The organism is Tateyamaria pelophila (assembly GCF_019966495.1).
Lineage (GTDB): Bacteria > Pseudomonadota > Alphaproteobacteria > Rhodobacterales > Rhodobacteraceae > Tateyamaria > Tateyamaria pelophila.
The window spans coordinates 126,124-138,697 of record NZ_JAIMIA010000001.1 but is presented as its reverse complement, the minus strand read 5'-3'; the positions used below and the strand labels follow the sequence as shown (position 1 = coordinate 138,697).

10 protein-coding genes are annotated in these 12,574 nt (G+C 58.5%); 4 read left to right on the top strand and 6 right to left on the bottom strand.

The genetic code is table 11. The annotated features are described in order from the left end of the window. Positions 1-62: 62 nt before the first annotated feature. From LC354_RS00660 to otnC, 3 genes are all read left to right on the top strand, one after another. Positions 63-926 (top strand): LysR family transcriptional regulator, encoded by an 864-nt coding sequence (locus tag LC354_RS00660; protein WP_223420847.1) that lies wholly within the window; start codon positions 63-65, stop codon positions 924-926. Between the two features lie 111 nt (positions 927-1,037). Then, positions 1,038-2,273 (top strand): 3-oxo-tetronate kinase, encoded by a 1,236-nt coding sequence (gene otnK / locus LC354_RS00655; protein WP_223420846.1) that lies wholly within the window; start codon positions 1,038-1,040, stop codon positions 2,271-2,273. Next, entirely contained in the window at positions 2,270-2,920 is a 651-nt protein-coding gene (otnC, locus tag LC354_RS00650; RefSeq protein WP_223420845.1) for a 3-oxo-tetronate 4-phosphate decarboxylase, read from the top strand. Before otnK ends, otnC begins: the two co-directional genes overlap by 4 nt. Before the next feature lie 19 nt (positions 2,921-2,939). Here the strand turns inward: otnC and LC354_RS00645 are convergent, their stop codons facing one another. The 5 genes from LC354_RS00645 to LC354_RS00625 all read right to left on the bottom strand — a co-directional run bounded on the left by LC354_RS00645 (position 2,940) and on the right by LC354_RS00625 (position 9,256). Then, the gene (locus tag LC354_RS00645; protein WP_223420844.1) at positions 2,940-3,992 is read right to left on the bottom strand and encodes an ABC transporter ATP-binding protein; all 1,053 of its coding nucleotides are present in this window, start codon (positions 3,990-3,992) and stop codon (positions 2,940-2,942) included. A gap of 1 nt (position 3,993) precedes the next feature. After that, entirely contained in the window at positions 3,994-5,259 is a 1,266-nt protein-coding gene (locus LC354_RS00640) for an MGH1-like glycoside hydrolase domain-containing protein (RefSeq protein ID WP_223420843.1), read from the bottom strand. Continuing rightward, positions 5,259-6,473, bottom strand: a complete 1,215-nt coding sequence (locus LC354_RS00635) for a carbohydrate ABC transporter permease (RefSeq protein WP_223420842.1) — start codon at positions 6,471-6,473, stop codon at positions 5,259-5,261. Before LC354_RS00635 ends, LC354_RS00640 begins: the two co-directional genes overlap by 1 nt. A gap of 124 nt (positions 6,474-6,597) precedes the next feature. Next, complete coding sequence (locus LC354_RS00630; RefSeq protein ID WP_223420841.1) at positions 6,598-7,830, bottom strand: carbohydrate ABC transporter permease; 1,233 nt, start codon at positions 7,828-7,830, stop codon at positions 6,598-6,600. A gap of 67 nt (positions 7,831-7,897) precedes the next feature. Beyond that, the gene (locus LC354_RS00625; RefSeq protein WP_223420840.1) at positions 7,898-9,256 is read right to left on the bottom strand and encodes an ABC transporter substrate-binding protein; all 1,359 of its coding nucleotides are present in this window, start codon (positions 9,254-9,256) and stop codon (positions 7,898-7,900) included. 269 nt (positions 9,257-9,525) lie between these two features. Here LC354_RS00625 and LC354_RS00620 point away from each other — a divergent pair, with 269 nt between their 5' ends. Beyond that, the gene (locus tag LC354_RS00620; protein ID WP_223420839.1) at positions 9,526-10,560 is read left to right on the top strand and encodes a LacI family transcriptional regulator; all 1,035 of its coding nucleotides are present in this window, start codon (positions 9,526-9,528) and stop codon (positions 10,558-10,560) included. A gap of 84 nt (positions 10,561-10,644) precedes the next feature. Here LC354_RS00620 and LC354_RS00615 read toward each other — a convergent pair whose 3' ends face one another. After that, positions 10,645-12,240: a GMC family oxidoreductase gene (locus LC354_RS00615; RefSeq protein ID WP_223420838.1), complete on the bottom strand. Its 1,596-nt coding sequence runs from the start codon at positions 12,238-12,240 to the stop codon at positions 10,645-10,647. Between the last annotated feature and the right edge of the window lie 334 nt (positions 12,241-12,574).

Genomic DNA, 12,574 nt, shown 5'->3' with positions numbered 1-12,574 from the left:
TATCGACCTAATGAAAGAAAAGACTATGGAGGCATTAGATACTCTTATGGTAACTGTTGATCATGCCCAAAAGCCTGCCTCCACTCACCTGGTTTCGCGCCTTTGATGCCGCGGCCCGACACCTCAGCTTTACCGCAGCCGCGGACGAGCTGGGGTTTACCCAATCCGCGATCAGCCAGCATGTGCGTGCGTTGGAAGAGCGCCTTGGTGCGCCATTGTTCATCCGGGACAAACGTGCGCTGATCCTGACGGAAGCCGGGCGCGGTCTGGTGCCGGACGTGGCGGCCGCCATGGCGCAACTGGCCGCGGCCACTGAACGGTTCGTGCCGTCGCAAAGGGTGCCGAAACTGACGATTGCCACCAGCGCCAGCGTCTCGCAGTGGGTCTTGGCGCCGGGCTTGCGCCATTTTCACACGGCCCATCCGGACATCGCCCTTCAACTTGTGTCAACAATCTGGCCGGATGATTTCAGCGCAACGCGCGCCGACATCGACATTCGCTTCGGAGCCCAGGCTGTGGTTGGGCGCAACGCGACCCTGATCGAACCTTCGCACCTCTGCGCGGTTGTGGCGCCGGAACGGGCGCAGACATGGGAGGCTGCGATGTCGCTGCCGATGATCCAGCCCGTCGGCCTGTCGACGGGGTGGCGCGACATCGGAGCGGCGATGGGGCACAAGGATTGGCCGATGCCGATGATCGAAGTGGACACGCATGGGTTGGCCGTCGATCTGGCAGTGGCGGGGGCAGGGGTTGCGTTGACGCACAGCCTGATTGCCCATCACGCCCTCTCAGACGGTCGCTTGCTCAATCTTGATCTGCCCGACACGCGCGCGGTGGAAGGGTACTATCTTGCGTGCAATGCAACGGATCTACCCACGTCGCAACAGGTCTTTGTGGATTGGTTTAACGCGTGGGTTGCGCGCTGAAATCTCGAAATTACGGACAACTGGGCGAAGCCACTTGCACAGGCTACGGGCAAGGTGCTTGTTTGTGCACAAAGGCGCGCGCGTGCAAAGCTTGAAGCAAGGATGGATCACATGAAACTTGGCTGTATCGGAGATGACTTTACGGGGTCCAGTGATCTGGCCAACACACTTGCCAAGGGGGGGATGCGGGTCACCCAATACACCGGCGTGCCGGACGCGTCGGCGGATCCATCGGTCGAAGCGGGGGTCGTGGCACTGAAATCCCGCTCGATCGATCCGGGCGACGCCGTTGCCAAATCGCTTGAGGCTCTGGCTTGGTTGCGAGCGCAGGGCTGCACCCAGTTCTTTTTCAAATATTGTTCGACGTTCGACAGCACGGCCAGGGGGAATATCGGCCCGGTTGCGGATGCCTTGGCCGAAGCCCTTGACGCACACAAGGTTATTGTTTGCCCCGCTTTCCCGGGCACCGGGCGGTCTGTCTATCAGGGTCATCTGTTTGTGAATGATACGCTGTTGAACGAAAGCGGCATGCAAAACCATCCCTTGACGCCGATGACCGACCCGGATTTGCGGCGCTGCATGGCGGCGCAGTCGCGGTTTTCTGTTGGCCATGTGGCGGCAAAGGCGGTGTTTGAGGGGGCAGACGCTATTTCCGGTGCGCTCGATGCCCAACATGGTGCCGGGCATCGGCATATCGTCGTGGACGCGATCCGCGATGCGGATTTGCGCGAGATTGGCGCGGCGGCCCGCGATTTACCACTGATCACGGGTGGTTCCGGCGTTGCGCTCGGCCTGCCTGCGAATTTCGGATGTGTCGCCGGTACTGTGCCATGGCGCGGACAGGCGGGCAGGGCGGTTGCCTTGTCAGGATCCTGTTCGACGGCCACGCGAGCGCAGGTCGCGCATCATGCGGCAGCGCATCCGACCCGGGAGATTATCGCTGCTGACGTGATCGAGGGGCGGTTGACTGCGGCAGATATGGCGGCCTGGTTACTGGCTCAATCGGGCGTTCCATTGGCCTACAGCTCGGCTGATCCGGATGTGGTGCGGGCTGTGCAGAAAACATACGGACGCGAACAGTCCGCCAGTGCGCTTGAGGGGTTCTTCTCAGACGTTGCACGCCTGTGCCGCGATGGTGGGGCGACCCGGATCATCACGGCGGGTGGTGAAACATCGGGTGCTGTGATCGAGGGGTTGGGCCTGGACCAGCTTGAGATCGGGCCGGAGATTGACCCCGGCGTGCCCGCCTTGCGCACAGGGCCTGATTTGGTGGTGGCCCTGAAATCCGGGAACTTCGGGGCGGAGGATTTCTTTGAAAAGGCAAATAAGGTCCTGGCAGGCGCATGAGTACCGAAAGCGCGCTGCGTGAACAGATCTGCCTGCTGGCCAAGTCGTTGTTTGACCGGGGGCTGACTCATGGGAGCACGGGCAATATCTCTGCCCGGACGGATGACGGGGGGCTATTGGTATCGCCGACCGGAACAAGCTTTGGGCGGCTGGACCCGGCGCGGCTCAGCCGGTTTGATGCGGATGGTCAGTTTCTCGATGGCGATCCACCGACCAAGGAAATGCCGCTTCACACGGCTTTTTATGACACACGAAGTGCGGCAGGCGCGGTGGTGCATCTGCACAGTTGCCACTCGGTCGCGCTGTCGATGCTTCCGGGCGCTGACACCGACAATTTCCTGCCCCCGCTGACCCCTTACGGAATCATGAAACTGGGCAAGGTGACCTTGCTGCCGTTTTTCTTGCCCGGCGATCCGGCGATGGGCGATGCTGTCCGCGGATTGGCGGGAAAACGCAGTGCCGTGATGCTGGCAAACCACGGCCCGGTCGTGGCAGGCAAAGATGTTGAGGCGGCCTGTAATGCCATCGAAGAATTGGAAGACACTGCCCGACTGGCATTGATGACGCGCGGGATGTCACCGCGCGCTTTGACGGATACGCAAGTGCAGGCCGTGGTCACGACCTTCGGCGTGCAATGGGACGACTGAGCCACCGCAACCAGGTTTTCTAAGGGATCGCATCCCCGTCCGCGCCAAAAAAAACGGTGCGCTCGGGATCAAAGGTCAACCCAAGCACATCGCCCACTTTCAGATCCGCATCCCCAGAGATGCGCACGTTGATCGCGCCTGCGCCGCCACAATCGAAAAGAACAAAGGTATCAGCCCCAAGATATTCGATGACATCAACCGTACCGTCACATTGCCCAGTGCCCGCCGCGCCGACTTCGATATGCTCTGGCCGGATACCGACCTGCGTGGCGCCCGCCGCGCTCGCCGTATAAGGCCCGCTGCGCCCGCCCGGCACAACGTAGCCATCCCCCTTGGTTTCACACGGGACAACATTCATCTTGGGGCTGCCGATGAACTGGGCCACAAAGGTATTGGCCGGGCGGGTATACAGCTCGCGTGGCGTGCCGACCTGAATGATACGGCCTGCGTCCAGCACAACGATCCGGTCCGCGAGCGTCATCGCTTCGACCTGATCATGGGTGACGTAGATCATCGTGGCATCAAGCGTTTGATGCAGCTTGGAAATCTCGTGGCGCATTTCGACGCGCAGGGCGGCATCGAGGTTCGATAGCGGCTCATCGAACAGAAACGCGGTCGGGTCGCGCACAATCGACCGACCAATGGCCACTCGTTGACGCTGACCGCCGGAGAGGTCCTTGGGACGCCGTTCCAGATAGTCTTCCAGTTTCAGGGTCGCCGCCGCCGCGTCCACCTTTGCCGCAATCTCGGCCTTGGGCGCACCGGCCGTCTTGAGCGAAAAGCCCATGTTATCCCGCACGGACATATGTGGATAAAGGGCATAGGATTGAAAGACCATCGACAGCCCGCGTTTGGAGGGCGGCTGATCCGTCACATCTTGTCCATCAATGTCCATCGAGCCGCGACTGATGTCCTCAAGCCCGCCGATCATCCGTAGCAAAGTAGACTTGCCACAGCCCGAAGGACCTACAAAGACGACAAACTCACCGTTCCTTATTTCAAGGTCGATGCCCTTGATGACCTGAACCTCGCCAAACCACTTTTCGACGGCATTGAGGGAAATCGCGCCCATTTCATTTCCCCCGTGCGTTGGGGGACGCCCAACCAAGCCAGATCGCTGCCGTCCACGTAAAGGAACTACCGCCCGCGGGAGATCCGTCCATCGGATCGAAATACTCAGCAAATCCGTGCTCGGCTATCAGATCGGCGGTGGAGGCGCGCAAGGCTTCGCCTTCGGCTTCGAGGCCCATCTCGGTGAGCCCCAGCCCGATCATCAGGTTCATCACGCCCCAGACCGGCCCACGCCAGTAGCGTTTGCTGTCAAATCGGTCGTCCTGAGGGCTGAGCGAGGGCACCCCGTATTTCACCTGGGCCTGCACATTGGCATAAATGTCGCGCATACCGGCTGTGTCCAGCCCCGCATACCAGCACAGGAATGATGCGTTCGAAATGGCATTGGCCCAGGTTCCGCTGCGCACATCGCGGCTGTCGTAACAGCCCAAGTCGTCATTCCAAAGCGTGGCCGCCCCCTCCTCCAGTGTCGCAATCCAGCCCGTAAAATCATTGATGTCCCGACCCATAATCCGGCCTATCGCGGCCAGATCCCGCATTGACCGCAACAGCGTGAAGGTCATTGTCGGATCGGCCACGCGGAACGGCGTGTCTTCCAGCATGAGCGCTTCGTTCCAGCCCATGCGCGCCCCCCGTTGCACCAGCCAGACATAGCGATCGTAATCATATTTCGTCGGGCGCATGCTGCTATCCACATGGGACGTATCGCGGCGCTTGTAATCGCCAACACCTTCGGGCGTGATGGCGGCCATGGCGACGTCCCAATCCGGGGCGTTGTCGCGGCCGGCTTCCCATGGATGGGTGATGCAAACGGCCCCGCGATCCAGCCGCCAGTTTATGAACCACCGGTGCCAGGCCACCATTTTGTCAAACAGACCCGCCATCCGCTGCGCGCCAACTTCCGGATCGCGTTCAAAAATCTGGCGCGCCATGGCCGCTGCCACAGGCGGCTGCGAAATGCCCGAGGACGCAACCGGGCCAGTCCCCTTCCAGACGTCATGGCTGGGAAAATACCCTTCGTCCGGGACGTGAAACAGGATGTGCGGCACCATGCCATTGTCCCATTGCCCCTCGAACAGCGTCTCGATCTCGCGCCACGCCCGGTCCAGATCAAATTCAGCAAATCCGATCGCGGCAAAGGCGCTGTCCCAATTCCATTGATACGGGTAAAGGCCCGCCGTCGGGATCGTATAGCGCCCCTTGTCATTACGGCGCAAAATCTCGCGCGCCTGTTCGTCGAAGGGATCAGCCCAGGTCAAATCTCGCATTATCCTTTCACTGACCCAGCGGTCAGCCCCTTTGTCATGAAACGCTCAAGCCCGAGGAACAGAACCATGATCGGCAATGTTGCGATCACGGCGCCTGCCATCAGATGCTGGCGCGGAATTTCGGAAGAGTTCAGCATCGCGACGCCGCGCGTCAGCGTGAACTTCGATGGATCGTCCAGCAGCATGAAGGCCAGCAGAAATTCGTTCCAGGCGATCATGAAGACGTAAAGCGAAACTGAGACCATGGCGGGCAGGGACAAGGGCAGGGTGATCTTCATGATCACTTGAATCCGGTTCAGCCCATCCATGAGCCCCGCTTCTTCAACCTCGCCCGGAAGACCCCTGAAATAGCCCTGCAACATATAGAGCGCGACGGGAATGGTCGTGACCGGATAGATCATCAAAAGCCCCGGAATGGTATTGCGCAACCCCGTCATCGAAAAGGCGATGTATATTGGCAGAGCCAAAACGATCATCGGCACCATGTAAATCAGCAAGATCGAGCGCGAGAACGCCGCCCGCCCCTGAAAGCGCAGGCGCGCCACTGCATAGGCCCCGGGCACACTGAACAGCAAGGTTATGAACACCGTCAGCACGGAGACATAAAAGCTTGTCCAGAGGTAGCTGCCAAAATTGAACTGGCCGAACAGCTCGAAATAACTCCGAAAGAGATCCAACCCCCGGCTCAGATCGACCGAAAAATCGAGCGGGTTCTTCAACAACGCCTGTTGGGATTTCAGGCTCGTCATCACCATCACGTAAAACGGGATCAACACAATGGCCGTGAAAATGATATAGCCAAAACCGGTCAAAAACCGAATTACCGCATCCTCAAACGCATGGCGGTTCAGTGCGCCGACATGGGCCTCGACCAGCATCCGCTCAAGCGGCCAGATGGTAAACAGACCAAAGAGGCCGACAGCCAACAACCTCCACATGATCGAGACACCTTCACCGAAAAACATGGGCGATAGTGGGGTCAAAAGCAGTGTCATCGCGACCAGAATTCCGCCGACAATCACCCACCGCGCGTTCTGAACATATACGAGGGCCATCCCACCCGCAGCGCCCACAAGCAGACATCCCCAGATGCCGGGCCTAAACCCAAGGCCGCTGGCGAAAGACAAGGCAACGGAAACTGTCACCGCGATGACAAAGGCCCACATAAGGCCGATCACACCCCCGGTCACGATCCCTTGACGCAGCAGGTTCACGACAAATCCCTCTTCATCTTGCCGGGTAAACTCCTGGGGGAATTGGCCGCGAGGCCAAGGGGGGCAGCGCCCCCAAACCCGCCCGCGGCACGCGCGGCACAAACTTGCTTTGTGGCTCCACCGCTCACAGCCCTTCCTCCTGACTGATAAAGCGAAAGAAGAGGACGCTGAACAGGAGCAGCATCACAAATATGACCACCGCCACTGCGGCACCGGCCCCGATATTCGAGATCGCAAAGGCCTGTTCATAGACGTTCACGGTCAAGGTGCGCGTCCCGGCATTGCCCCCGGTCAGCAAAAAGATGTCGTCGAACTTGTTGAAGGTCCAGATAAAGCGCAACAGGAACAGGACCGACAGAATGCCCAGCAGCATGGGCAGGCTCAAATACCAGAATTTCTGAAACGGAGACGCTCCATCCATATCGGCAGCTTCATACATGTCAGTGTCGATGGACTGCATGCGGGCCAGAATGAACAGGAACGAGAGCGGAAAATAGCGCCAGATCTCGAAGACGGTGACCATGATCAACGCCAGTGGGCGTTGCCCGAAAAAGTTGATCGGTCCGGACGTGACACCCATCTGGATCAACAAGGCGTTGAGCGAGCCGGAGAATGGATCCAGCAAGGTGACCCAGGTGAAGGCCACCGCGATAATGGGCGATACGTAAGGAAAAAGGTACAAACCGCGCAAAAGCCCCTTGCCGCGAAAGCTCTTGTTCAAAAGCAAGGCGGCAAACAGGCCCACCACCAGCGCTCCGATGGTGCCGAAAACGGTATAGAAAAGCGTCGCCCACAACACGTCCCAGAACTCGTCTCCGTCAAAAATACGGGCAAAATTTTCTAGCGTGAATGCGGAATTCGTCAGAACGCTGTCCCCTTGTCCGCGACTTGTGGGTTCCGAACCTTCCACGATCTCCTCGAGAATCTCGGGATCACCGTCCAGCGTCACGGGTATCCTGAGCCGTTCGTTGAACCCGCCCTCCACATCGCCGAAATCACAGATAAGAGCGGCGCCGTTCAGATCGCAATTTGGTGGAACATCAAGGAGGGTCACTCCGTCTGGGATTTGGTCGGTAAATCCCATACCGGTAACGGTTTTGGTCTGCGATGAATTGCGCACCCGATATTCAAGTCGGTAGTCGCCGTCCCGTTCGCGCAGACTTTCGCGGATCACAGGGGCGACGGGGCGCAAATCGGCAAGGCCTACCGGTTTGAAGCTGATCCAGAAAATCGCCAGCAAGGGCAACACGATCACCAGACTGACAATGGCAATCGTCGGCAGCAACAAGCCCCACGCCAGCCTGGCTTCGCGCTGTTCAAGCGCACCTTTTGTCGTCGGAGGCATAGGGGTTGTCATGAATGCAGTCTTCTGAGTCCAAAAGAAGAACGAGAGGGCGCCTGATCTGCCCTCTCGCGCACGTTACTTAGTTCACAGAAGCCAGCGCTTCATTCATAGCGGCAACTGCCGCGGCAGCATCCAGTTCGTCGTCGATATACTGGCGGACGATGCGGTTTATCGCCTGTCCATTGATCATCTTGGAGGCCAGCGACAACTGTCCTTCCTCAACGCCCCAGCGTTGCGCAACCTTCAGGCCGCCCACGATTTCGTCCAGCATTTCCGCGGAATAGAGATCTTTCAACGCGGCCTTGCGATCAACGCCAACTGGAATCTCGGACCAACCGGCACTGAATTTTCCCGGCTCGTCTGCGGTGCCTGTTCGCACCGGGAACTTGCCTTCGGCCGCGATGGACAAGGTCTGCATGTAACCGTCGTTCATCGAATATTCGACGAAGGCTTGCGCGATATCGATGTCTGCATCCGTTGTGATCCCGAAATAGCGGACATCGCCCCATGCGGCTCCGTCCGGATTTGAGGGACCGGCAAAATTCGTCACGATGCCGGTCTTGGCTGCAAGCTCCGTGGTCGTCGGATCGTCGTTTATCGTGGGCGCCGCGCTGTCGCGCAGGCCTGCCAATTCATCGAGAATGAATGGAGACCAGATGATCATCGCCGCATCCCCTGCAAAATAGAGTTCGCGCGATTGTTTCCAGAAGAGTTCACCCGGAGGGGAAGCCTTGGCAATGGCTTTGTAAAATTCCAGTACTTCGGTGGTGGCCGCAAGGTCGAGTTCCTGAAAGCCGCCTTCGCCCACGGGCGACACGCCATTGGCCAGGAATACGTGTTCGAGCACCTGGCTCATGAAATTTTCGTCCACCTTGGTCGCGGCGACAAATCCGTACATTTCGGGCGGATTGTGCAGCACATCAATGGCCGCCAGCACATTCGCGTAAGTGTTCGGAGGCGCAAGGCCGTTTTCTTCGAACAAATCGGCGCGGTACACGATCATCTGCGTCCAGCCATCCACGGGCACAGAGGCGATATCGCCCTGATAGGCCGCCATGGAAAGTGGGCCTGCCGCGAACGTATCGCGTCCCAGCGCATCAACAACTTCTGTTGCAGCATCCGTATCCAATATGCCGGCCTCAGCCCATGGCAATGCGTATTGCAACGGATGGTAAATCACATCCGGCAAGTCACCCGCCGCAAAAGCGGCCGTAGCGCGCGTGCCCAGTTCGCTTTCCGAAACAGGGATCACTTCGACCGTGTCGCCTGTTGCCTTGGCAAATTCTGCCGCCATCTCTTGCTGCTTCGCCAGACGCTCGGGTTGTTCTTCGGTCGTCCAGAACCGGATATTATCCGCCATGGCTGTGCTGGCTGTCAGCACCAGTCCCAGTGCGGAACCCAAAAGCAAACGGCCTGTCAGGCCTTTGGTCGATGTCATGAATGCGTCCTCCCTGTGGTTTTTCGCGTCATTGCTTGGGGTCACAAAGGTGCAATGCCGAATTGGAAACATAGCTATGGTGCGTCGATAATTGCAACGATGCAACAAAAAATGGTATTCGGATATTTACCCAGTCATTTACAGTTTATTCAAAGAAAATGCTGCGTTGCGGCAGGTTAAGATCGAGTGTTTTGCAACGTTGCAGCATGATTCGGAGTTGTGTGACAGATCAAAGCCTGTACCTATATCGAGGGAGAAAGATCCGCCCTTTGCGGGTTGCTGCATTGATGATGGTTGAGAACAGGTCCAAGCCTCCGACGCTCAAGACGATCGCAGATCTGACCGGCCTCAGCCTGTCGACTGTGTCGCTCTCTTTGCGCGACGGCAGCCGTCTCAAGAAGGAAACGCGCGAGAAAATTGCACAGGCCGCTGCCGAGGTTGGCTATGTTCCCAATCGGGCTGGCGTTCGATTGCGCACAGGGCAGACAAATGTGCTGAGCCTGATCCTGTCCCCTGCCCGAAACACCATCAACTATGCACAGCAAATCATCGAAGGCATCGGGGCGCATTTGATGGGAACGAAGTACCACCTGAACGTCATCCCCGATTTCCAGCATGACAAGCCCGAAGACGCCGTCCGATATGTCTTGCAAAGCAGGGCAGCGGACGGAATTATCCTGACCCATACCAGTGCGCGTGATCCGCGTGTTCAAATGCTGTTGGACAGTGGCTTCCCTTTCGTGTCGCATGGGCGCACCGAATTCTACGGCGCGCATGCATTTCACGACTTCCACGTTGAGCGCTATGTGCAGATGGCGGTTTCGCGTCTGTTGGAGCGTGGGCGCAAACGGTTCCTTCTCGTGGCCGAAGACGACGGCACGACGAATTTTGCCAAGATCGTCGGTGGCTTTCACCGCTGTTTGGCGCAGAATGGCATGACGGGCGAGGTGGCGACGGAAACGGGTATCCTTGTGTCCACCGAAACGGCGCGGTCATTCGGCGGTGCCCTTGCGGATCGCCCTGAACCGTATGACGCCATCATCAGCAATAATGAGTTGACGACGATTGCGCTTATGGGTGGCTTGGCCGACCATAACCTGGTCGAGGGCCGGGATTATTCGCTGATTTGTCGACAGACCACGGATATTCTGCCCACGCTCTTTCCGGGCATTGATACGGTTGGCGAGGACCTGTCGGAAACGGGCCGCGAACTGGCCCGATTGTTGATCGCGCGGGTCAACGGCGCCCAGGCGGAAACGCTGCAAACCTTGCATCCGCCGACGCCACATTGGCGCAGTACCTGACGGCGTTTCGCGCCGCCGCTGACGATCATACGCCGGTGTATTCAGGAGCTGTTTGAACGGAACATGCTTTGCGAACGCATCATCCTATCGCCCATTCAGGATCAGGTCAGATGCCTTTTCTCCGATCATGATGGCCGGGGCATTGGTATTGCCGCTCACAATTTCTGGCATGATTGAACAATCGGCCACGCGCAGACCCCGGATGCCATGAACCCGCAGATTGTCGTCGACCACGGATGTCTTGTCTCGCCCCATTTTGCAGGTGCCTGTCGGGTGATAGATGGACGCCGTGTTGTTGCGTGCCCAGTCCAGCGTGGCGTCATAGTCATCCATGGGAAGGTCCGCGTGCGGCCGGAACTCTTGTGATATCTTGGATTTCAGCGGCGCGTGGCGTGCAATCTTGCGGGCGATTTTGATCCCCTCGACGACCGTGCGGCAGTCGGTGTCGGTGCTGAGGTAGTTGGGAATGATCTTGGGGTAGGTGCGGCCATCGGCACTTGCCAGCCGGATCTCGCCCTTGGATTCGGGGCGCAATTGACAGACGGACATGGTAAAGGCGGAAAACTTGTCCGCGCCTTTGCCCGGGTTTTCGGCAGACAAGGGTTGCACATGAAATTGGATGTCGGGCGTTTCCATGTCCGGCCGGGTCTTGATGAATCCGGTGGCCAGACTGGCGGCCATCGTCATTGGGCCGGTGCGGAACATAAGGTATTTCAGGCCGATCCTGGCTTGGCCAAACAGGCTCGACACCTCGTCATTCAGGGTCGGTTCGTTGCACTTGTAGACCAGGCGCGCTTGCAGGTGATCCTGCATGTTCTTGCCGACGCCGGGCAGGTCAGCGATCACGTCGATGCCATGCTCGGACAACTGCTCGGCTTCGCCGATACCCGACAGCATCAGCAATTGCGGCGAGTTGATCGAGCCGCCGGACAGAATGATTTCTTTGCGCGCCGTGACGGAACGCAGCGCGCCGCCCTTGTCGCGGTAGCTGACGCCGGTTGCGCGCTTGTCCGAAATCTCGATCTTTTCCACCTGAGCATGGGTGATGATCTTGAGGTTTTCGCGGTCTTTAATGGGGTTCAGGAAAGCAACGGCGGCGGAGCAGCGGCGTCCGTTCCGGGCGGTCAGCTGAAAGAAACCAACGCCTTCCTGTTCGGCCCCATTGTAGTCCGGGTTGAACTTGTAGCCTGCCGCTTGCGCAGCCGCGACCCAGGCGTCCGTAATAGGGCGCTGGACTCGCATGTTCGAGACCGACAGATTGCCCTGATCGCCGTGAAACGCGTCTGCGCCCCGCTCGTTGCGCTCCGAGCGTTTGAACAGCGGCAAGACATCGTCCCAGGACCAGCCACGATTGCCCATCTGGGCCCATCGGTCATAATCCTGTGGTTGCCCCCGCACATAGAGCAAGCCGTTCAAGGAAGACGAGCCCCCCAAAACCTTGCCGCGCGGCCATTCGATCGAACGGCCATTCAACCCCGGATCGGGTTCCGTCTTGTAGCACCAATCGACGGTGGGATTGTGGATCGTCTTGAAATAGCCGACCGGAATATGGATCCAAGGGTTCAGGTCACGGCCACCGGCCTCAAGCAGAACAACTCGTTTCGTCGGGTCAGCGCTCAGACGGTTCGCGACGACACAGCCAGACGAACCGGCCCCTACGACAATGTAATCGGCTTCCAAAACGCGCCTCCCAGGCACTTTACGTCACAAAGACTATGCAGATTGTTTTTTATGCGCCAGCTTTTATTGAGATAAATGGTCTCGTTAATGTGAGGTGGGAAAATGCACGGGACTGGGAGGAAAAGCGTGGGGTTAACCAGTTTTGCGCTCGGGGATGGTATATTGAAAGGGCCGGTAACGCCTCTTCGAGGGGTATGCAGTTTCGACGTCGATTGCAGCATCCATGGGCGTGCAACCCATCCGCTTGGCGGTAACTTTCCGTTTGGCGGCGTCTATCCGTTTTCTTTTGCCGCTTTGTGGCTTTAACCTGTACGCGGCGTCGGCTGTCATGGGC